The organism is Ruegeria sp. BB10, from assembly GCF_056535725.1.
In genome coordinates this window covers 146142-165294 of sequence record NZ_JBQFIW010000001.1, presented here as the reverse complement: position 1 = coordinate 165294, position 19153 = coordinate 146142, and the positions used below count along the sequence as shown (strand labels likewise).

The window sequence follows — 19153 nt, the reverse complement described above, 5'->3', positions numbered from 1 at the left end:
CAGGAAGCTTAGCCCCGGATCACCTTGGCGAACTGGTCAAAGATCGGCTCATTGGCGCAGATCACCTCGCCATCCTCAAGCACGTTGCCTTCGGGGTTCAGGGCTTGCACAAAGCCACCGGCCTCTTTCACGATGATGATCCCAGCAGCCACGTCCCAGGCGTTCAGGCGACGCTCCCAGAACCCTTCATAGCGGCCTGCGGCCACATAGGCCATGTCCAGCGCCGCAGCGCCCCAGCGGCGCACGCCAGCGCAGGCAGGCATCAGCCGGGCCAGATCCTGCAACGTGGCAGGCAGGTCCGAGCGGCCACCAAATGGCAAACCTGTCGAGAAGATGGACTCGATCATGCGATGACGGCCCGAGACACGGATACGGGTATCGTTCATCCATGCGCCTTCACCTTTTTCGGCAAAGAACATCTCATCCTTGGCGGCGTCATAGATCACTCCGGCCACGATCTTGCCCTTGTGTTCCAGCGCAATCGACACCGCCCAGTGCGGCAGGCCGTGCAGGAAGTTGGTTGTGCCGTCCAACGGGTCTACGATCCAACGGCGGGTTGGGTCCTCACCATCAATCGCGCCGCCCTCTTCGGCCAACCAGCCATAGGTTGGGCGCGCACCCAGCAGTTCCTCTTTCAGGATTGCCTCGGCGGCAATGTCGGCCTTGGAGACAAAGTCGCCCGCGCCTTTCATCGACACCTGAAGGTTCTCGACTTCACGAAAATCCTTGACCAAAGAACGCCCCGCCTTGCGCGCGGCTTTGATCATGATGTTGAGGTTTGCACTGCCAACCATTGTCCAAAGGCTCCTGTCCGGTCAAACCGCGCGTATACTGGTGCAACGCGCCCTTGCCAAGAGGAATGATGCGCATAGCAGACCCGCGTTTTTGACCTATTGCGCTTGCAGCTTGCGCGCCTCGGTTCCCGCCAGCTCGATCAGTTCCTGCACATAGGGTTTTTCCAGGTCTTCCGAGCGCACAGCCGCGTACAATGTGCGGGTAATTCCGTTTTCCGTCAGCGGGCGGGTGACATAGTCCGAGTTGTATTTTACCTCGCGCACGACCCAGTCAGGCAACGCAGCAACGCCCCGGTTCGAGGCCACAAGCAACAGGATCACTGCCGTCAATTCCACCTGCCGGATTGCGGCCGGTTCAACGCGTGCCGGGATCAGCAATTGGCTGAACACATCCAGACGTGTGCGTTCGACCGGGTATGTAATCAGGGTTTGCCCTCTGAAATCCTCGGCCTCGATGAACTCTTTCTGCGCCAAGGGGTGCGAGGACGACGCGACAAAGACCGCGTCATAGTCAAACAGTTCGATGAATTCTATGCCCGGCAGCTCCTCAGGGTCGGACGACACCACCAGATCGACCTCTTCCTTCTGCAGGGCAGGCAAAGCGTCAAAGGCCAGACCTGGGCGGATATCGACATCTACGTCGCCCCAGGATTTGCGGAAAGACTCCAGCACCGGGAACAGCCATTCGAAACAGGCGTGACACTCGATGGCGATATGCATCCGCCCCGTGCGGCCGTCCCGCAGAGAGGAAAATTCCTGTTGCGTCGCCTCAAGTTGCGGCAGAATCTGCTCTGCCAGCCGTAACAGACGCAAGCCCGCCGCCGACAGTTTCATCGGCTTGGACCGGCGCAGGAACAATTCGACCCCCGCCTGATCCTCCAACCCCTTGATCTGATGGCTCAGCGCGGATTGCGTGATGTTCAGCTGATCCGCCGCACGGGCCAGGCCGCCGCATTCATGGATGGCCTTAATCGTACGCAGGTGTCGGAATTCGATGTGCATTGTAGTGCGGCTCATGTTGTTCTTGAGTAATATGAGTTTGTCTCACAATGCGCAAACTGGCACAAGGGCCACAGATAGGACCAGTGAGGCAGCCATGACGAAACCAGAAATTTCATTCGAGTTTTTCCCGCCGCAAACGCTCGAGGCCTCATTCCGCCTGTGGGATACGGTTCAGACGCTGGCCCCGCTTGAGCCGCGCTTTGTCTCGGTCACCTATGGGGCGGGCGGCACAACCCGCGAACTAACCCGCGATGCCGTGGCCACCCTGCACAAATCATCCGGCCTTCCTGTGGCAGCGCACCTGACCTGCGTGGACGCCTCGCGCCAGGAAACGCTGGAGATCGCCGACACATTCGCGCGTGCCGGGGTTCAGGACATTGTCGCCCTGCGGGGTGATCCGCCGAAAGGTCAGGATCGGTTCGTGCCGCATCCCGATGGGTTCGCAAACTCGGTCGAGTTGATCGAAGCCCTGGCTGAAACCGAAATGTTCAGCATCCGCGTCGGCGCCTATCCCGACAAGCACCCCGAGGCACAGGATTTTTCGGCTGATGTCGACTGGCTCAAGGCCAAGCTGGATGCCGGTGCGGACGAAGCCCTGACGCAGTTCTTCTTTGAGGCCGAGACCTTTTTCCGCTTCCGCGATGCCTGCGAAAAAGCCGGGATCGACAAGCCCATCGTGCCCGGCATCCTGCCCATCGAGAACTGGAAAGGTGCCCGCAATTTTGCCCGCCGCTGTGGTGCGCATATCCCTGACTGGGTCGAAAACGCCTTTGAAAAGGCGATTCGCGATAATCGAGAGGATCTGCTGGCCACAGCACTATGCACCGAACTGTGTTCGGACCTGATCGACGAAGGCGTGGACAAGCTACATTTCTATACCCTGAATCGGCCTGAACTGACGCGCGACGTGTGTTTTGCACTGGGTATTACTCCAAAGGCCGAATTGCAAAACGTCGCCTGATTTGATCCCTGTTGATTACTTTGCCCGGACCCTACCAAGGCTCCGGGCTTTTTTGCGGGATCACAAGTGCAACCGGGATGTGAACAATAGCGCGACCCCTTTCGAACTGTCCCCCAAATAGCGATAAATTTTTGATAAAGTTTGACAAATTCGTGAGCCTCCACACACTGAGTTCGCAGTGTTTGTTTAATGAGTGTTTTGGCTATGGAGCCTGTTGAAAAGATAAATGCACGCGTTGACGCGCTCGAAGCTTTGGGCTTGGACCAGAATGCAGGGTCCGACGATATCCGAGATGCTTGGCGCCACATCGCATTTCACGCACATCCAGACCACAGAAACGGCGATTGCACACATTTCGCGCGCGCCAAAGAGGCGTATGATTTTTTACGCCGCGAAGGGCTGACCGTCAAAGGACGTGCCACCGGCATGCCGCGCCGGCCGAAGCTACGCAAACGTGTCATTGAATTGGAAAGTGCCGATATCGACGCCTGCCGCGTGTTGCTGAACACAGCTCTGGCGCACAGCCCGGATGGCGCAAACCCGGAATCTCAGACCTCAATCGAAGCGGACCATGTCCCTGAAGCCGTTGGGTTCTATGGCCGTCATCTGACTTATTTTGTTCCAACACCGGTTTGTGAAGGGTCCAACCGGGTGGCGCTGCCAACCTCGGTTCTTGCCTCGGCCCGGCGGACGGAAACCGAAGTGCTGAGCTTTCAGTCGAACGATGCAGGCGCCGGAGAAGTCGTGGTTCCCGACACGATCACCGAACGAAAGTTTCCCGGCGCGAAAAGCGTTCGCATCAAGTTCGACGCGGATCAACAGATGCGCGACGACTTCTGGCTGGCTGGCTAACAGCAAAAACCCGGCCTAGTGTGGGCCGGGTTTAGCTTTGGTGAGTAGCGTATTAGTTTGCGATCGGACCTTCAGAGGTGAATTTCGGAATAACGCTGGTCGATGCGTCATCGCCTTCGATCCCCGGCCAGTTGCCTTCGGCCAGATTGATGTTGCCGGGGATATCCTCTTCAAAAAAGCCGACAACAACATCAGTGATGTTCAGGTACAGCTTGTCATCGACAATCCGCCACAGGTTCGGGTTCGCCGGAACCTTGCCACCACGCGATACACCGTAAGCGCAATGCCCATCATAGGCCGGGGCGTAATAGGCGGGGTTATCAAGAAACTTATCGCGGTTCTCTTCGGTCGAGAACGCCCAGGTGGCACCGTTATAGTCCGCTGTAATATCAGAACGGCCACGCACGGCCTCGGGCTGGGCTTGGCCAACCGGCGCCTGATCCAGGCCACGATAGGCGACAACGTCGTAACCCGACACGGCAAAACCGGTGCCGTCTACATACTGATCACCGGCGAAAGCCGGCTCGGCAAAGGCCAAAGCTGTCACGAAAGTCAGGGCAAAGCGTTTCATGTGGTAAATCCTTTTGTCCTCGGGGTTGGGCACTTGCTGAGAGAATAGATATTTTCGCCCCAATGGGCAGTCCTGCTCGCGCCGCTGTGACATCGCATGAAGAAATGTGAGAGGTCCGATCCCGAATGTTACAAAACTGCCCCAACATCCGGGGTTGGACTCGGGGCTTTGCAACATTAGCTGTTGAGACGGACATAAACTTTACCAGAACGCAGCTGAGAAAGACGATAGATGAGCGAGCAATCCCCATACACGCCCCCCGCAGTCTGGACATGGGACAGCGAAAGCGGTGGTCGATTTGCCAATATCAACCGACCCATTGCCGGAGCGACCCACGACAAGGACCTGCCGGTCGGAAAGCATCCATTGCAACTTTATTCACTGGCTACCCCAAACGGTGTCAAAGTCACAGTGATGCTGGAAGAACTACTGGCGCTGGGTCACGAAGGTGCCGAATACAACGCATGGCTGGTTAATATCGGCGAGGGGGACCAGTTCAGCTCGGGCTTTGTCGACGCCAATCCGAACTCAAAAATCCCTGCGCTTTGGGACCGCTCGGGTGATGCGCCTGTGCGTGTTTTCGAAAGCGCCTCGATCCTGTTCCATTTGGCCGAAAAGTTCGATGCTTTCCTGCCGAAATCGGGTCAGGAACGCACCGAGGTGATGAACTGGGTATTTTGGCAGATGGGCAGTGCGCCTTATCTTGGCGGCGGTTTTGGCCATTTCTACGCCTATGCGCCTGAGAAATGGGAATACCCGATCAACCGCTTCGCGATGGAGGCCAAACGGCAACTGGACGTGCTGGACCGGCAGCTGGCTGAAAACGCTTATATTGCAGGCGAACTCTATACCATTGCTGATATGGCCATCTGGCCCTGGTATGGCCAACTGGTGTTGGGCCGCCTCTACAGCGCCGCCGAGTTCCTGGATGTCGAGTCCTATAAAAATGTGATGCGGTGGGCCAAGGCGATCGACGCGCGCCCCGCTGTTCAGCGTGGCCGCATGGTCAACCGTGCGTTTGGTGAGCCGCATACGCAGCTGCACGAACGCCATGACGCAAGCGATTTCGACACCCGCACACAAGACAAGCTGGAAGCAGCAGCAGAATAGTCGCGACGCCCCGCGGTTCGTTGGATCGCGGGGCTTGCCTGACCACCTATTTCAAAATTGGTGGCTTATCCGGGTTACTGCCCGGCGTAACCTGTTCGATGACCCGCGCCTCGGGCTGTGGCAAGTCGAACCGTAAGCCAACCCGTGCCAGTGCCGCTGATGCTGGATCATGCAGGCCAAAAAAACCAACATCCATCGCCCCAGCCTCGATCCCGGAAAAGGTCAGTGCCTCGGACGCGGCTTTGGCCAGTGCGGGCTCAGCCCCCTCAACCGCGCCGACAAAACCAAGAAGGTGGCCCATGCCGCCCTCTTCCGTCTTGGTCCCAACAAGAAACGCAGCTTCGGCCAAGCCGACGGCTGTGGCCAGCTTCGTGTCCAGCGCTGTCAACAGATCATCCGGCATGCCCTTTGGCGGCAGGAACTCTGCCAGACGTTGCTGTACCTTTTCTGGTGCATGTTCCAACGTGGTGGCCAGCCAGCCCAGCGCTTCGGCCGGGATCAGCATGGATGAAGGTGCGACCTCAAGGTTCAGACCCAGCCCGATCCCCTGCCCTGCCAGCATCGTCGACAGCACCCGCCCCGACAGCGCGACGTAAGGCACGGGACGTTCCGCAAATCGGGCCAAACGGTCGTGGCGATCAAAGGCCAGTACAAAGCGGCCATCCGCAACATCGAACAGCTCGGGCAAGATATTCTCGTCCTGCGCTTCTTCGGCCAGCAACAGAAACAGCTCAGAGTCTGCCAGGCGCTCAAAAAACCGCAGACGCGCCGCGTCATCCTGCGGATTTGCCTCCATCGTGGCATGGGCGGCGTCAAGGGCCGTGGCGTCAGTCATTCAGAACCTCTTGCACCCGCGCACGCAGAACCGGCAGCAGTTCAGCTTCGAACCACGGGTTTTTCTTTAGCCATGCCGTATTCCGCCAAGACGGATGAGGCAAGGGAAAGACGCGCGGCGCATGGTCTCGCCAGTTGCGCACGGTTTCGGTCACGGCCGTACGTACACCCAAGTGATATTTGTGCGCATGCCCCCCGACCAGAACCGTCAGCGGTACCTCGCCTAACTCATCCATCACCCTGTCATGCCATGTCTTTCCGCAGATGGGCGGTGGTGGTAGGTCGGCTTTACGCTCGTTATATCCAGGAAAGCAAAAGGCCATCGGAACGATCGACACGCGGGCGCGGTCATAGAATACGGCCTCGTCAATCCCCAGCCAGTCCCGCAGACGGTCGCCAGAGGGATCGGTGAACGGACGCCCCGAGGCATGGACCCGCGCGCCAGGCGCCTGCCCTGCGATCAACAATGGCGTACCAGACCGAAACCAGACCACCGGACGCGGCTTATGCGCGGTAAACGTGGTCTGAAACCTGTCTGCGCAAATACGGCAGGCCTCAATTTCTTTCTGTAGCGAATTCATCAGATCGCAAGACTTCCTGCATCAAATTGGTTGACGGTCGAAAGGAAAGATAGTCAACGGACACCCCAAGGCCAACAGATGCAAAAGTCACAAAACCAACAGCACAGCGACGGTACGCATTGATCATTTGTTTCACAATTCGACATAATGTAGCCAACATGGACCAATAAATTTGTCGATGGTTTACCAACCTGGGCGGTGTACCAAACAAACGCCCGAGCAGCAGGCCGTGAATGCTTGAGTTTGAGAATGTCAGTAAGTCCTTTTGGACCGGGACCCGCCGCAAGGTGATCCTGGATCGGGTCTCGTTCCAGATCGAACTGGGCCGGTCGATTGGCATATTGGCCCCAAACGGCACCGGCAAGACGACATTGATCAACATGATGGCCGGGCTGGAAAAACCGGATGAAGGTGTGATCCGCAAATCCTGCCGCATCTCGTTCCCGATGGGGTTTTCCGGCGGTGTGGTCAAAAAGCTTTCGGCCCTGGAAAACGCCCGCTACATCGCCAAAATCTATGGAATGGATCCCGACTATGTCGAGGCGTATTGCAGCTGGCTGTGCAATCTGGGTGAGTATTTCAACCAGCCTATCGGGACCTATTCATCCGGTATGCGGGCTCGCTTTACCTTTGCTCTGATGCTGGCGCTGGATTTTGACATGTACCTGATTGATGAGGGCATGCCCTCATCCACGGATGTAGAATTCAACCGAAAAGCAGGTGACATCCTGCGAGAGCGTTTGCGGACAACCACACTGGTGATCGTGTCCCACAATCCCGACGTTCTTGAGAAATTTGCACAGCAGGCGGCCGTTCTATTGGACGGTCAGCTTTACATGTTCGACACCTTGGAAGAGGCACGACAGTTATATGACTACCAAACCCAAGGCTAAAAAATATCGCTGGCGCCGCAATCGTCAGGGCTCGGGTTCCGCAGACGCACGGGCCGACGCGATTTCGCGCATCAGAAAAGCGACGCAACCGTCTGAGGCGGCAAATAACCCGTCTCCCTCGACCGATATTGAAGCGATCAAGCGCGAAGGGCTAACCGGTCGCCAACTGCGTGTGGCGCGTCGTCTGGCCCAGAAAAACGGGCTTGCTGCAACGTCGGATTACGACGCGGTGCGGCTATTGCGTAAAAAGGGCATCGATCCGTTCGAACGTGCCAACTTGCTGGATTTGGCAGCCGAAAAAACAGGTTCGAATGATCAGGCAAAGGACAAGATCAAGATCCAGTTGCCGCAGACGATTTCGGACTCTTCCCAAGACCTGACCGGTCCGGAGCTAACGCCAGCCGAGCGGCGAAATCTTGAAATCGGTGAAATTCAGAAGGACATCGCACGCCGCCGCAAACGCAAGCTGTTTGCGCTGTTTGCGCGTCTGGCAGCCTTTGTACTGCTGCCGACCCTGATTGTGGGCACCTATTTCTATCGGTACGCAACACCGATGTACGCCAGCGATTCCGCCTTTTCAATCTTGCAGGCAGACGGCGGCGGGGCGTCCTTTGGTGGGTTTCTTGCAGGCACTCAATTCGCCACTGCACAAGATTCCGTTGCCACGCAGGAATTTTTGGAATCCAAAGACGCGCTGGTGCGACTTGAGAACGACACCAATTTTTCCGAAATCTTCAAGCAGGATTGGATCGATCCGATTCAACGCCTGCCGCAGGATGCATCTCTTGAGGATACCTATAAGCTTTACAAGCGGATGATTACCATTGGGTACGACCCCAGCGACGGTATCATCCGGATGGAAGTTGCGGCACCAAGCCCCGAGATTTCAGTCGAACTTTCCAATCTTCTACTGTCCTATGCCGAGGAAACCATCAACGGTCTGACCGAATTGAAACGCGAAGACCAAATGCGCGATGCCCGGGCCGGTTTTGAATTGGCTCAGAACGAACGCCGGAAAGCTCAGGAGGAACTGATCGAGCTGCAGCTTCAGGGGGCGGTTTTGGACCCAGAAAACGTCCTCCTTGGCCTGCGCGAACGGATCAACGTAATCGAAATCGAATTGCAGGAAAAAGAACTGCAACTGGCCGCACTTTTGGACAACTTGCGCCCAAACCAAGCCAAAGTGGATGGTGTCCGTGCGGACATTCAACGACTTGAAGTTGCCCTGGCAGAACTGAACGCCGAAATGCTGGACGCGTCAGCAGGCGAAAACTCGCTGGCGCGTTTAAGCGTGCGAATTCAGATGGCCCAGGCCGACCTTGTGGCTCGTGATTTGATGCTGCAAACCGCAATGGAACAGATGGAAACCACACGGACCGAAGCCAACCGCAAAGTGCGTTATCTGACGGTTTCAGTGAACCCGGTCGCCAGTGAGGAACCCAGCTATCCGCGCAAGTTTGAAAATACGATTTTGGCTTTCCTATTGTTTGCTGGTATCTACCTGATGATCTCGCTTACCGCGTCGGTCCTTCGTGAACAGGTATCCTCGTAAGACACATGAAACATGTAAAAATCTCCGATCTCACGGTCGGTAATGATCTGCCTCTGACGATCATTGCCGGCCCCTGCCAACTTGAAACCGCCGATCACGCCCAGATGATCGCAGGCAAAATGAAAGAGGCCTGCGACGCCGCCGGTGCTCAGTATGTGTTTAAAGGCTCGTTCGACAAGGCTAACCGCACCTCTGTAAACGCTGCTCCTGCACTGGGCCTCGACAAAGGTTTGGCAGTGCTGCAATCGGTAAAGGACAGCATTGGCGTGCCAGTCACCACGGATGTGCATGAGAAGGAACAATGCGCGTCCGTTGGCGAGGTGTGTGACATCCTGCAAATCCCCGCTTTCCTTTGCCGTCAAACCGCCCTTCTAAAATCCGCAGGCGCAACAGGCGCGGTGGTCAACGTCAAAAAAGGTCAGTTCCTGGCCCCTTGGGACATGCAGAACGTCGCGGCCAAGATCGAAAGCACCGACAATCACAACATCATGCTGACGGAACGTGGTGTCAGCTTTGGCTACAACCGCCTCGTGGTGGACATGCAATCTCTGCCGGAAATGGCTCGCACCGGGTACCCGGTGATAATGGACGCCACCCACACTGTGGCTCAGCCCGGTGGATTGGGAGGTGCATCCGGTGGTCAGCGCGAATTTGCGCCCGTTATGGCACGCTCGGCTGTTGCCGTTGGTGTAGCCGGTGTATTCATGGAAACACACCAAGATCCGGACAACGCCCCCTGTGATGGCCCCAACATGATCTATCTGGATCAAATGCCTCAATTGATTGACACATTGATGCGCTTTGATGCATTGGCCAAAGCCAACCCGATTCAGATTTAAGCAAGAGCGATAGTATGACCAAACCCATCCCCGAGGTGACTCCGAACACCTGGAGTTTTCTGCGCGACCCGATGATCAAACCCACCGGGTTTCGCGAATATGACGCCCGTTGGAAATACCCCGAAGAGATCAATCTGCCGGGCATGACGGCGCTGGGGCTGGGTTTGGGCACTCAGATGCGCAAGCGTGGAATCGCGCCTGTGATCGCGGTCGGCAACGACTATCGCGACTATTCGCTGGCAATCAAGAATGCGTTGATCCTGGGCCTGATGCAGGCCGGAATTCAGGTCAAGGATATCGGCCCGGCACTGAGCCCTATGGCCTATTTCGCCCAGTTCCATCTGGATGTCCCTGCCGTGGCCATGGTCACCGCCAGCCACAACCCGAACGGCTGGACCGGCGTGAAGATGGGCTTTGAACGCCCGTTAACTCACGGCCCGGACGAGATGTCGGAATTGCGCGACATTGTTCTGAATGGCGAAGGCGTCCCCCACGAAGGGGGTTCGTACGAATTCGTGGACGGCGTGAAAGAGGCTTATATCGACGATCTGGTTGGCGACTTCAAAATGTCCCGGCCCCTGAAAGTCGTCTGTGCGACGGGTAATGGTACAGCGTCAGCCTTTGCGCCCGAGATTTTCGAACGGATGGGGGTCGAAGTCGTGCCCAGCCACAACCGGCTGGACTACACCTTCCCCAACTACAACCCTAATCCTGAAGCCATGGAGATGTTGCACGACATGGCCAACACCGTGAAATCCAGCGGCGCCGACATGGCGCTGGGATTTGACGGTGACGGAGATCGCTGCGGTGTTGTCGATGACGAGGGTGAAGAGATTTTCGCAGACAAGGTCGGCGTGATCATGGCCCGCGATCTGGCCAAGCTGTACCCCAACGCGACCTTTGTGGCGGACGTCAAATCAACCGGGCTGTTTGCCAGCGACCCCGAGTTGCAGGCCCACGGCGTCAAAGCCGATTACTGGAAAACCGGCCATAGCCACATGAAGCGCCGGGTTAAAGAAATCAATGCTCTGGCAGGGTTCGAGAAATCGGGCCACTACTTCCTGGCAGAGCCGATCGGGCGCGGCTATGACTGCGGCATGCGGGTCGCGGTCGAGATCTGCAAACTGATGGATCGCAACCCGGACAAAAGCATGTCGGACCTGCGCAAGGCGTTGCCAAAAACCTGGTCGACGCCGACCATGTCGCCCTATGCCGCCGATACCGAGAAATACGACATTCTCAAACGGTTGGTGGACAAGCTGGTTGCCAAGGCCGATGCGGGTGAAACCCTGGCAGGCCGCGCGGTCAAAGAGGTCGTCACCGTCAATGGCGCCCGCGTTATTCTGGACAATGGCAGCTGGGGGCTGGTGCGGGCGTCCTCGAACACGCCAAACCTGGTTGTGGTCTGTGAAAGCAGCGAAAGCGAAGAAGAAATGCGCGCCATATTTGCCGATATCGACGCCGTCATCCGGACTGAACCCGGCGTTGGGGATTACGACCAAACCATCTGATTTGGGATCGGGGCGCCTAAGGCGCCCCGCCCTTTAATTTCCGCCCAACAGTTTGAACAAGCCTTTCTTGGCCTCTTCTTCCAGCTTATTTTTCAAAGCATCCTCGACACTTTCACTGTCAGTCACTGCCGTACCCAGTTCATCACCCACTTTGTCCAGAACCTTTTGCTTGGCGTCGTCCTCAAGGTCTTTTAGCTGACCTTCGGCGGCGGCCTCGATCACTTTGGACAAATCGGGTTGGATCGAAGGGTCGCTCCACGGCCCGACAATCCGCACTGGAACCGAAAGACCCTGCCCCGAGTTGGCCCGCAGCGCGGTTGGGGTAAACAGATAGTCGATCCTGCGTGCGCCGATATTGACCTTGCCCGTCCCATCTGCACGGAAATTGTCCAGTGACATCAGCAGGTCGTTATTGGTCAGCACACCCTGATCAATGGTAAAATTGGCTGTCAGGCTGTTGAACACGGTTGTCCCACCCGAACCTTTGCCGCGCCCCATCAGGCGATCCAGATCAAAACCCGAAATCACGCCCTGCCCCACATTCAGATTGCCCGTGCCACTGAGGGATCGCATGATCTGGTCTTCGGTCTGCCCGACGCCTAGAAATTCAAACTCACCCGTTCCTGTACCCGTAAAACGCTCAATCCCGGCAAGGGTGGACAGGGCTTGTTGAACGTTCATGTTTTTCGCCTTCAGCTTACCGCCGACTGACAGGCCATTGCGGTTGTTGGCCACCACCTGCCCGTTAACCTGACCCGAGAACAAAGTGGCCGGGTTCATCTGCAACACAGCACGGGACCGGTCGAGTATCAGCGTCAGGTCGCTGGCTCCCAGTTCTATGTCGGGCAGGACAATGGACGAGGCCGTCAGGCGTATTTCCCCATTGGCCAGCGACAGGGCCGAGGCATCAATCGGGGCCTTGGACCACCCACTGTCGGGCGAGGACGCCGTTCCCGACCCACCCCCGCTCGACGCCGGCGCGTCATTGAAACGTGACAGGTCAATATCCCCACTCTTGAGCCGCGCGGTGATTTTCGGCGGATCCGAAATCTCGATATCCGTTTCTCCGGTAAAGCGGTTGTGGTCCAACTGCGCCACCATGTTGCGCAGTGAAATACGGCCCTCGCTGGTATAGGTCATCTGCCCAGACACATCGGCCTTGCGGCCCAATCCCAGCGGCACCCCGACACCCGCCTGTCCAAAAGCGGCCAGCATTTCCTCGGTGTTCCTGGTTTTGACCGCAAGCGCGCCGTCCATTTCTCCAGCAAGGTTGACGCGGCCATCGAACCCAACCTCGCCGCCCGGCGCGGTCAGAGCCAATTTCAAAGGTGCGACCGCCCCGGATGCATAGGTCGGCAGGTCCGGTATTTCGAGGTCAACTTTCACGTGGCCGCCCGGCACTGCCATCCGCGCCTCCATGACCATGGGTGAGGTCGGCCCCGGCCAGCTGGCCGACAGATCAACGTTTGAGAAGTTGAATTTCGTTGCGCCATTTTCGATGTAAACCAACTGTGCATTGGTCAGTTCCAGACGGTCCAGCGTCACGGCACCTTGCGGCGATGCAGATGACGCGCTGGTATTGCTTCCGGTCGTCGCCTGCGAGGCAACCGGAGCGCTTAATTCCCAATTGCCGCGTCCATCGGATAACTCGAGCCTCAAAACCGGATTATCCGCGACAACCCGCCTTATCCGTAAATCTCCGTTCAGCAGCGCCGAAGCATCCACGCCGACGGCAAGGCTTTCGGCGCTGAGCATCGGTTCGGACCCGGCCCAGGGTGCGTTGCCAAACGTGACAGGGCCGGTCTCCATCCCCAGAACGGGCCAGAACGACAGGTTCACATCCCCCGACAAGGTCAGGTCGCGCCCCGTTTCGCTTTTGACCTGTTCCGCCAGAATCGCCGCCAGCTTATCCCCCGGCATCAGCAATAAGGCGCCGATGACCAACCCGATTGCGGCCACGAATAAGAAGAGTATGCGCACCAGCCACTTCATTTTTCTGCTCTCCGCTTATTTGGCATGCGTTGAAAAGATCATCCAAAGCCCAGCCCGTATTTGCAAGAGGAAGCGTTCCCCACTATATGCCGCGCCATGAGCACGAACCCACCAAACCTCCGCCCTGACCTGGCGCCCGCCGCCAGGATGCCTGATACGCCACGTACCAACCAACCAACCATTGGTATGGTGTCGCTGGGCTGCCCCAAGGCCTTGGTCGATAGCGAGCGGATTTTGACCCGTCTTCGTGCAGAAGGGTACGGCATTTCGCCAGATTATTCCGGGGCCGATGCCGTAATCGTGAACACTTGCGGGTTCCTCGACAGCGCCAAGGCTGAGTCTCTGGACGCCATTGGCGAGGCTTTGGTAGAAAACGGCAAGGTCATTGTGACCGGCTGCCTGGGGGCCGAGCCCGACTATATCCGTGAACACCACCCGCGCATTATGGCCGTGACCGGGCCGCATCAATACGAACAGGTGCTGGATGCGGTGCATTCAGCAGTTCCCCCCGATCCTGATCCATTCGTTGATCTACTGCCCGCCGCCAGCGTGCAGTTGACCCCGCGCCATTACAGCTATCTCAAGATATCCGAGGGCTGTAACCACAAGTGCAAATTTTGCATCATCCCAGACATGCGCGGGAAACTGGCCAGTCGTCCCGCCCACGCCATATTGCGTGAGGCCGAAAAGCTGGTCGACAATGGCGTGCGCGAGTTGCTGGTGATCTCGCAGGATACCTCGGCCTATGGGCTGGACCGGAAATACGATGTGAACCCGTGGAAGGACCGTGAGGTGCGCAGCCACATTACCGATCTGGCGCGTGAGCTGGGGCAGCTGGATGCCTGGGTTCGTCTACACTATGTCTACCCCTACCCGCATGTGCGCGAGCTGATCCCCCTGATGGCCGATGCCGGGTGCAACATCCTGCCCTATCTAGACATTCCGTTCCAACATGCCCACCCGGACGTTCTGAAACGCATGGCCCGCCCGGCGGCAGCGGCGAAAACACTGGACGAGATCGCAGCATGGCGCGCGACCTGCCCCGATATCACCCTGCGCTCGACCTTTATCGTCGGCTATCCCGGCGAGACCGAGGCTGAGTTCCAGACGCTTTTGGATTGGATGGATGAGGCGCAATTGGATCGCGTGGGATGCTTCCAATACGAAAACGTGGATGGCGCACGCTCGAACGATCTGCCCGACCATGTTCCGGCCGAGATCAAACAAGAGCGCTGGGAACGGTTCATGGAGAAGGCACAGGCGATCTCCGAGGCAAAGCTGGCCGCAAAGGTCGGCCAGACCATCGAGGTGATCGTGGACGAGGTCGATGGCGAAGCCGCCACTTGCCGCACCAAATCCGACGCGCCCGAGATCGATGGGAATCTGTTTATCGACGAAGGGTTTGAAACCCTCAACCCTGGCGACATCGTCTCGGTCGAGGTCGATGAGGCTGGCGAATATGACCTTTGGGGCAAGCTGACCTGATCCGGTCACCCCTGCTGGGCAAAGCGTGAGGCAAGTTTATTGGCGTTTTGCGCCAGACTCGCGGATTATGACGGGACATACCGCCTTATAGGAAGGAAGTTCCAATGTCCTGCCTACGCCCCTTTGGCCTGAAATGCATAACGGTTATACTTGCTGCCCAACTTTATGCCGTTCCCGCTGTTGCGGACAACGTCCGCGCGGGCGGTTTCATAATTATTGGGTCCGAACCGCTGAGCCTGCATCTGCGCAGCAAACACCATGTACAGCGATACTATGGCGCACCTAAAGTCTATCATCGGTCCAGCAAACACAAACATCAAACCAAGCCGAAAGTGTACCACCACAAGAGCAAACCCAAGGTTCATTACGTCAAACCGGTCAAACGACACCACCGGTCAAGGCAAGCGTTCAGCAACAAACATGCCTCGCCATATTACCTTCCACGGAGTTACGGAATTCAAAACCGGGGATATCGCTATGGTACAAAACGGCGGTGGTATTGATGGCTTCAGAACAGGCTTAGAAGCCCGATGACCCAAGCCAATCCCGCCGCCAAAGCCGTTAACGCAACAGCAGCACTGGCGGCGTCCTTGGCCTGCCCCGCCAGTTTATTGTGATCGGTCGAGGTGTGATCGACAGCGCGCTCAATCGCGGTATTGAACAGCTCGGCCACCAAAACAAGCAGGCCAAATATCAGGATCAGGGCGCGTACCCCTTCACCGAGCGGCAAACAAACGGCCAAAGCAGCCGAGACCAGATTTGCCCAAACCCAGGCGCGGAACGAATACTCTTCACGCCAGGTCGCGACCAGCCCTTGCCAGCTCCAACGCGTTCGATCCTTGAGATGTGTAAGAAGGTTTCTCATCAGCCTTCAACTTTTCGGTGTACGGAACTGAAGCCGCATTGATTTATGGAGGGCAAGAAAAAACCGCCCCGAGGGCGGTTTTTTGTCGAGAATGTGCGGGCAGCCTTAAAAACGGGCCACCCGCGGAATAGTTATTGTGCGACCGGATTACAGACGGTCTGGCCTGCTTCTGTTGTGGCCAGCTCAGTTCCTGCCGGGCAGCTAGGTGTGCCGAATTTGTCGTACTCAGGCGTGATATAAACCGGCGCCGGTTCTTCCTGCTGCGAGCAAGCAGCCAAAACAAGGGCAAATGCACCAACGGCAGCAAATTTGAGTTTCATGTCCGTCATTCCTCTATTAATTTCCTGATATTGCCCAAGAATCCGGGGCCGGTCTCACAATACGACTTGAATGGCATATTTGCAACGAATTCGATCACGCGATCGTGAAGAAAGGCGAAACAACGCCGGTAACCCCCTCAGAAACAGCGGATTTATGAGCATAGGCTACCGATTTTCGCGTATCGCTCTACACTGGTAGAGTGACATCAGCAAAAGACGGAGTAGCCACATGTCTGACAGCCCCACCATCGCGCAAAAAGGTCCCTTCCCGGTCGAGGTGATCGAAGGGAAAAGCTATTTCTGGTGCGCATGCGGCCAATCCAAACGGCAGCCGTTTTGCGATGGATCGCACAAAGACACCGGGTTCGAACCGGTCAAGTACACGGCAGACAGTAGCAAAAAAGTCTTTTTCTGTGGCTGCAAACACAGCGGGAATCCTCCGCTGTGCGACGGGTCGCATTCCAAACTGTAATCAGGTCTTCAACGCGTTCAACAGATCAGCGTTGGCACAGAATTCGGGTGCGGTATGGGCCTCGGATTGTTGTTCAGACAACCAGATGGCACATTGGTTGCTGCACTGCGATGCCCGGCAGCGTGTTACCAGTTCGGCATAGCGATCCGGTGTCAGCCGTTTCTCTGCCATGGCTTCGGTCAACGAGATTTTCATACATCGCGCCACCGAACGGGTTAGCCAAAAGTGTTTTTCGACATCCCCCAAAGAATTTCGCGCCATCAGTTTTCCTGCTTTGATCATGTTTTCAACACAGCAAACCGGTGTTGGTTTCTGCTAGTCTGTAGGTCACCTATCGCGTCCGGTGACCACTCTCATGCAGCATGAAACCTTCCTGTCGTTAAGGCTGCAGTTTTCGGAGCATTTCCTGATTGCGGCAGTATTCCGGCGTTTGGCCCGCCTGCGCGGGCTGCTGTAGGAAGCTCTGGCAATGATTGGGATTTGCACAGCCCGTACACCTCAGAACAGCATCGGAAAGCTGATCGATCGAAACATCACCTTCAATCGCGGATTGCTGCAAATCCACACCAAGTTTCGTAGCCATCTGATCTACAAGACCTGCATGGAATTTCAAGACTTCTTGATCGGGCATGAGAGGTCCTTTCCTGCCATCTGTCCAGAACAGGATATCTCAGCCCGGTGCTTGGGCCTTTGACTCACATCAAGGCCTGGCACTGATGTGATCCAGATAGGCTCGGGTCGCGTCCTGCACGCGCCTAAATCGATCCCCACCCAGCTTTTTTCCGCCGTACCAGCGGGTGACGATGACCACATGACTGTCCAGCCCGGCCCGTTCAAGCATCCTTAGAATCACCATGCCCGCACCGCTTTCCCCGTCATCGGCCTTCAACGCCCCGGTCGGCAAAATGGCCGCCCAGGTGTTGTGCGTGGCTTTGGCATAAGCCTTGTCTGCCTTGAGCTCCTGCAAGACTGCATCAACATCGGCCCGCGTGCCAACGGCTGCGCCTGTTACCGCGTATTTCGACCCCCGGTCCGTCAGGATAACGCCCAGCCGTGTCAGGGACGTCATTGCGTCAAACCCAATTGTCTTGCGGTTTCAAGAACGATCTGAACCCGGTCGGCATTTGGGGGGTGCGTGCCCAGAAACTGATCCCCCGGATCGGGAAGGCGATCAAAGTATTTGGCGCCGATTAAAGGGTTGTATCCCGCGTTATGGGTGATGATCGTGCCCAGTTGGTCCGCCTCCAGCTCGAACGCTTTCACGTTTACCTGCACACCCAACTCAGCCCCCAATTTCTGCGTGCGTTCAAGGTCTTTGCCTTCCTCGCCATGCAGCTTGCCCAATTCGCTGAAGATTGCGGCACTTTCCTGGGCGTTTTTCGACTGCCGGGCTATGTGTCCCAAAACATGATGCGCTGCCTCGTGCCCCATGACAAACGCCAGTTCATCAGGATTCTTCGCAGATTGGATCATAGAACGTGTGAATATGATTACCGGCTGATTGTCATCATCCAGAGTCTGAAAGGCATTTGCCGGTGCGCGCGGGTTCAGGTCGACCAATATCGTGAAATCGCAATTTTCGACCTTGGCCTGGCGCAGACATTCGGCGCGGGCTTCGTCGCCGACCTGACGGCTGATATCCCGAAACGCGGCGGCGTCGACCTGAAATTCACTCGAATCCAGCGACCATTCATTTGCCGGTTGAACACGCAGAACACCAGCACTGCAGGCCGTCAGCACCAGAGGAAACAGCAAATAGATCAGACGGCGCATTTATATTCCTTTGAAACGGTGGTCCCGTTTGAAAAACCATAGCGCGACACCTGGGGGACCGCCACCGTCGGATTGCACGGGAACGGGTTGCATTGCCGCCTTGCTCCCTGCACTCTGCCTATATGTTTTCGATTGAGCATGAATTCGACTCGACAGTCATTACTCTGGTGGACGAAGGCCCCAAACCTTTGCAAGAGGATGTCGTCATCAACAGCTTCGCCGAATGTGTGACGCTTGAGCAGCTGGACCCACGCACAGACAAGATCCAGAAAATAACCTTGTCGCCCGAGCAGGTCCGCGATCTGGCCGCTGCGCTGGATTTGCCGGAAGGGGTGTATCAAATCCACGAAAGACCCAGTCAAGGCGCATAGACAAACAGCTTGTCCCGCGCAGTCTGCCCTTGTTTTAGGGTCAGCGTCGAAGGGGCCACCTGCATGGCCGTGGCCAGTATCCGGCGCACAGCTTCGTTGGCTTTGCCGTTTTCGGGCGGCACAGTGACCGTAATGCGGATTACGCCCTTGTCCATCGTGATGCTGTCCTTTGCGGCTTTCGGCGTGACCCGGACCGGAACGGCCGTACCAGGGGTGGCATAGGCGCTTAGGTCGGGTATGTCGCGCAGTTTCGGCCTGGCCATCTTTTCACCTCTTGCCTGTAAACACCCTTGCATGGGGCACCGGGGAATGAAAATGATCCGGCCTATCCAGCTGATTGCACTTGAAACGCGCCAGATACTCAACCAGATACAG

The 19153-nt window shown here is 56.9% G+C and carries 23 protein-coding genes; 10 read left to right on the top strand and 13 right to left on the bottom strand.

Features of this window, described 5'->3' with window-relative positions; translation table 11 throughout:
* Positions 1–8 precede the first annotated feature (8 nt).
* Both ACR3EP_RS00840 and ACR3EP_RS00835 read right to left on the bottom strand, forming a co-directional pair.
* Entirely contained in the window at positions 9–794 is a 786-nt protein-coding gene (locus ACR3EP_RS00840; RefSeq protein ID WP_170347901.1) for an inositol monophosphatase family protein, read from the bottom strand.
* 96 nt (positions 795–890) lie between these two features.
* Positions 891–1796, bottom strand: coding sequence for a LysR family transcriptional regulator (locus ACR3EP_RS00835; RefSeq protein ID WP_170395905.1), 906 nt, complete (start codon positions 1794–1796; stop codon positions 891–893).
* Between the two features lie 94 nt (positions 1797–1890).
* Here ACR3EP_RS00835 and metF point away from each other — a divergent pair, with 94 nt between their 5' ends.
* Positions 1891–2757, top strand: coding sequence for a methylenetetrahydrofolate reductase [NAD(P)H] (metF, locus tag ACR3EP_RS00830; RefSeq protein ID WP_425081076.1), 867 nt, complete (start codon positions 1891–1893; stop codon positions 2755–2757).
* Between the two features lie 189 nt (positions 2758–2946).
* The gene (locus tag ACR3EP_RS00825) at positions 2947–3609 is read left to right on the top strand and encodes a DnaJ domain-containing protein (protein WP_254442389.1); all 663 of its coding nucleotides are present in this window, start codon (positions 2947–2949) and stop codon (positions 3607–3609) included.
* Between the two features lie 52 nt (positions 3610–3661).
* Here ACR3EP_RS00825 and ACR3EP_RS00820 read toward each other — a convergent pair whose 3' ends face one another.
* Positions 3662–4180, bottom strand: a complete 519-nt coding sequence (locus tag ACR3EP_RS00820) for a YHS domain-containing (seleno)protein (protein ID WP_480635859.1) — start codon at positions 4178–4180, stop codon at positions 3662–3664.
* Between the two features lie 231 nt (positions 4181–4411).
* On the opposite strand from ACR3EP_RS00820, the gene yghU reads away from it, so the two are divergent.
* Positions 4412–5290, top strand: a complete 879-nt coding sequence (gene yghU, locus ACR3EP_RS00815) for a glutathione-dependent disulfide-bond oxidoreductase (RefSeq protein WP_480635858.1) — start codon at positions 4412–4414, stop codon at positions 5288–5290.
* 46 nt (positions 5291–5336) lie between these two features.
* Here yghU and ACR3EP_RS00810 read toward each other — a convergent pair whose 3' ends face one another.
* A complete protein-coding gene (locus ACR3EP_RS00810) occupies positions 5337–6125 on the bottom strand; it encodes an SseB family protein (protein WP_480635856.1) in 789 nt (262 codons plus the stop codon).
* Positions 6118–6705 (bottom strand): uracil-DNA glycosylase family protein, encoded by a 588-nt coding sequence (locus ACR3EP_RS00805; RefSeq protein ID WP_226688755.1) that lies wholly within the window; start codon positions 6703–6705, stop codon positions 6118–6120. Before ACR3EP_RS00805 ends, ACR3EP_RS00810 begins: the two co-directional genes overlap by 8 nt.
* 233 nt (positions 6706–6938) lie before the next feature.
* Here ACR3EP_RS00805 and ACR3EP_RS00800 point away from each other — a divergent pair, with 233 nt between their 5' ends.
* The 4 genes from ACR3EP_RS00800 to ACR3EP_RS00785 are packed head-to-tail and all read left to right on the top strand — an operon-like array spanning position 6939 to position 11500.
* The gene (locus tag ACR3EP_RS00800) at positions 6939–7598 is read left to right on the top strand and encodes an ABC transporter ATP-binding protein (protein ID WP_170347894.1); all 660 of its coding nucleotides are present in this window, start codon (positions 6939–6941) and stop codon (positions 7596–7598) included.
* Positions 7576–9150 (top strand): KpsE/RkpR family capsule polysaccharide export protein, encoded by a 1575-nt coding sequence (locus tag ACR3EP_RS00795; protein WP_480635854.1) that lies wholly within the window; start codon positions 7576–7578, stop codon positions 9148–9150. The genes ACR3EP_RS00800 and ACR3EP_RS00795 overlap by 23 nt, the downstream gene beginning before the upstream one ends.
* Before the next feature lie 5 nt (positions 9151–9155).
* Entirely contained in the window at positions 9156–9989 is an 834-nt protein-coding gene (kdsA, locus tag ACR3EP_RS00790; RefSeq protein ID WP_480635853.1) for a 3-deoxy-8-phosphooctulonate synthase, read from the top strand.
* Between the two features lie 14 nt (positions 9990–10003).
* Positions 10004–11500 carry a phosphomannomutase/phosphoglucomutase gene (locus ACR3EP_RS00785; RefSeq protein ID WP_480635851.1) on the top strand — a complete coding sequence of 499 codons (1497 nt, stop codon included), beginning with the start codon at positions 10004–10006 and terminating at the stop codon, positions 11498–11500.
* 33 nt (positions 11501–11533) lie between these two features.
* On the opposite strand, the gene ACR3EP_RS00780 is transcribed toward ACR3EP_RS00785, so the two are convergent.
* Complete coding sequence (locus ACR3EP_RS00780) at positions 11534–13492, bottom strand: AsmA family protein (RefSeq protein ID WP_480635850.1); 1959 nt, start codon at positions 13490–13492, stop codon at positions 11534–11536.
* Between the two features lie 96 nt (positions 13493–13588).
* Here ACR3EP_RS00780 and rimO point away from each other — a divergent pair, with 96 nt between their 5' ends.
* Positions 13589–14977 carry a 30S ribosomal protein S12 methylthiotransferase RimO gene (gene rimO, locus ACR3EP_RS00775; RefSeq protein ID WP_226688757.1) on the top strand — a complete coding sequence of 463 codons (1389 nt, stop codon included), beginning with the start codon at positions 13589–13591 and terminating at the stop codon, positions 14975–14977.
* 508 nt (positions 14978–15485) lie between these two features.
* Here rimO and ACR3EP_RS00770 read toward each other — a convergent pair.
* Positions 15486–15842: a diacylglycerol kinase gene (locus tag ACR3EP_RS00770; protein WP_480635847.1), complete on the bottom strand. Its 357-nt coding sequence runs from the start codon at positions 15840–15842 to the stop codon at positions 15486–15488.
* A 131-nt stretch (positions 15843–15973) separates the two neighbouring features.
* Complete coding sequence (locus tag ACR3EP_RS00765) at positions 15974–16162, bottom strand: hypothetical protein (RefSeq protein ID WP_170347886.1); 189 nt, start codon at positions 16160–16162, stop codon at positions 15974–15976.
* Between the two features lie 229 nt (positions 16163–16391).
* On the opposite strand from ACR3EP_RS00765, the gene ACR3EP_RS00760 reads away from it, so the two are divergent.
* Positions 16392–16634: a CDGSH iron-sulfur domain-containing protein gene (locus ACR3EP_RS00760; protein WP_226688758.1), complete on the top strand. Its 243-nt coding sequence runs from the start codon at positions 16392–16394 to the stop codon at positions 16632–16634.
* On the opposite strand, the gene ACR3EP_RS00755 is transcribed toward ACR3EP_RS00760, so the two are convergent.
* The 4 genes from ACR3EP_RS00755 to ACR3EP_RS00740 form a co-directional block, all read right to left on the bottom strand.
* Complete coding sequence (locus ACR3EP_RS00755) at positions 16635–16895, bottom strand: DUF6455 family protein (protein WP_170347884.1); 261 nt, start codon at positions 16893–16895, stop codon at positions 16635–16637.
* 118 nt (positions 16896–17013) lie between these two features.
* Complete coding sequence (locus tag ACR3EP_RS00750; RefSeq protein ID WP_170374306.1) at positions 17014–17265, bottom strand: DUF6455 family protein; 252 nt, start codon at positions 17263–17265, stop codon at positions 17014–17016.
* A 69-nt stretch (positions 17266–17334) separates the two neighbouring features.
* A complete protein-coding gene (locus ACR3EP_RS00745; protein ID WP_480635845.1) occupies positions 17335–17703 on the bottom strand; it encodes a YigZ family protein in 369 nt (122 codons plus the stop codon).
* Positions 17700–18407 carry a M48 family metallopeptidase gene (locus tag ACR3EP_RS00740; RefSeq protein ID WP_170516566.1) on the bottom strand — a complete coding sequence of 236 codons (708 nt, stop codon included), beginning with the start codon at positions 18405–18407 and terminating at the stop codon, positions 17700–17702. Before ACR3EP_RS00740 ends, ACR3EP_RS00745 begins: the two co-directional genes overlap by 4 nt.
* A gap of 122 nt (positions 18408–18529) precedes the next feature.
* On the opposite strand from ACR3EP_RS00740, the gene ACR3EP_RS00735 reads away from it, so the two are divergent.
* A complete protein-coding gene (locus tag ACR3EP_RS00735) occupies positions 18530–18778 on the top strand; it encodes a hypothetical protein (protein ID WP_170347880.1) in 249 nt (82 codons plus the stop codon).
* On the opposite strand, the gene ACR3EP_RS00730 is transcribed toward ACR3EP_RS00735, so the two are convergent.
* Positions 18766–19041 carry a DUF167 domain-containing protein gene (locus ACR3EP_RS00730; RefSeq protein ID WP_480635843.1) on the bottom strand — a complete coding sequence of 92 codons (276 nt, stop codon included), beginning with the start codon at positions 19039–19041 and terminating at the stop codon, positions 18766–18768. The genes ACR3EP_RS00735 and ACR3EP_RS00730 overlap by 13 nt on opposite strands.
* Positions 19042–19153: the final 112 nt, after the last annotated feature.

Excerpts from the sequence above, each read along its gene's own strand:
- ACR3EP_RS00810 (WP_480635856.1), bottom strand. The coding sequence starts at position 6,125 with ATGACTGACGCCACGGCCCTTGACGCCGCCCATGCCACGATGGAGGCA.
- ACR3EP_RS00735 (WP_170347880.1), top strand. The coding sequence starts at position 18,530 with ATGTTTTCGATTGAGCATGAATTCGACTCGACAGTCATTACTCTGGTG.
- ACR3EP_RS00795 (WP_480635854.1), top strand. The coding sequence starts at position 7,576 with ATGACTACCAAACCCAAGGCTAAAAAATATCGCTGGCGCCGCAATCGT.
- rimO (WP_226688757.1), top strand. The coding sequence starts at position 13,589 with ATGAGCACGAACCCACCAAACCTCCGCCCTGACCTGGCGCCCGCCGCC.
- ACR3EP_RS00785 (WP_480635851.1), top strand. The coding sequence starts at position 10,004 with ATGACCAAACCCATCCCCGAGGTGACTCCGAACACCTGGAGTTTTCTG.
- ACR3EP_RS00740 (WP_170516566.1), bottom strand. The coding sequence starts at position 18,407 with ATGCGCCGTCTGATCTATTTGCTGTTTCCTCTGGTGCTGACGGCCTGC.
- ACR3EP_RS00835 (WP_170395905.1), bottom strand. The coding sequence starts at position 1,796 with ATGCACATCGAATTCCGACACCTGCGTACGATTAAGGCCATCCATGAA.
- ACR3EP_RS00765 (WP_170347886.1), bottom strand. The coding sequence starts at position 16,162 with ATGAAACTCAAATTTGCTGCCGTTGGTGCATTTGCCCTTGTTTTGGCT.
- ACR3EP_RS00820 (WP_480635859.1), bottom strand. The coding sequence starts at position 4,180 with ATGAAACGCTTTGCCCTGACTTTCGTGACAGCTTTGGCCTTTGCCGAG.
- ACR3EP_RS00750 (WP_170374306.1), bottom strand. The coding sequence starts at position 17,265 with ATGCCCGATCAAGAAGTCTTGAAATTCCATGCAGGTCTTGTAGATCAG.
- ACR3EP_RS00730 (WP_480635843.1), bottom strand. The coding sequence starts at position 19,041 with ATGGCCAGGCCGAAACTGCGCGACATACCCGACCTAAGCGCCTATGCC.
- ACR3EP_RS00780 (WP_480635850.1), bottom strand. The coding sequence starts at position 13,492 with ATGAAGTGGCTGGTGCGCATACTCTTCTTATTCGTGGCCGCAATCGGG.
- ACR3EP_RS00825 (WP_254442389.1), top strand. The coding sequence starts at position 2,947 with ATGAGTGTTTTGGCTATGGAGCCTGTTGAAAAGATAAATGCACGCGTT.
- ACR3EP_RS00805 (WP_226688755.1), bottom strand. The coding sequence starts at position 6,705 with ATGAATTCGCTACAGAAAGAAATTGAGGCCTGCCGTATTTGCGCAGAC.
- metF (WP_425081076.1), top strand. The coding sequence starts at position 1,891 with ATGACGAAACCAGAAATTTCATTCGAGTTTTTCCCGCCGCAAACGCTC.
- ACR3EP_RS00760 (WP_226688758.1), top strand. The coding sequence starts at position 16,392 with ATGTCTGACAGCCCCACCATCGCGCAAAAAGGTCCCTTCCCGGTCGAG.
- ACR3EP_RS00745 (WP_480635845.1), bottom strand. The coding sequence starts at position 17,703 with ATGACGTCCCTGACACGGCTGGGCGTTATCCTGACGGACCGGGGGTCG.
- kdsA (WP_480635853.1), top strand. The coding sequence starts at position 9,156 with ATGAAACATGTAAAAATCTCCGATCTCACGGTCGGTAATGATCTGCCT.
- ACR3EP_RS00755 (WP_170347884.1), bottom strand. The coding sequence starts at position 16,895 with ATGGCGCGAAATTCTTTGGGGGATGTCGAAAAACACTTTTGGCTAACC.
- ACR3EP_RS00770 (WP_480635847.1), bottom strand. The coding sequence starts at position 15,842 with ATGAGAAACCTTCTTACACATCTCAAGGATCGAACGCGTTGGAGCTGG.
- ACR3EP_RS00800 (WP_170347894.1), top strand. The coding sequence starts at position 6,939 with ATGCTTGAGTTTGAGAATGTCAGTAAGTCCTTTTGGACCGGGACCCGC.
- yghU (WP_480635858.1), top strand. The coding sequence starts at position 4,412 with ATGAGCGAGCAATCCCCATACACGCCCCCCGCAGTCTGGACATGGGAC.
- ACR3EP_RS00840 (WP_170347901.1), bottom strand. The coding sequence starts at position 794 with ATGGTTGGCAGTGCAAACCTCAACATCATGATCAAAGCCGCGCGCAAG.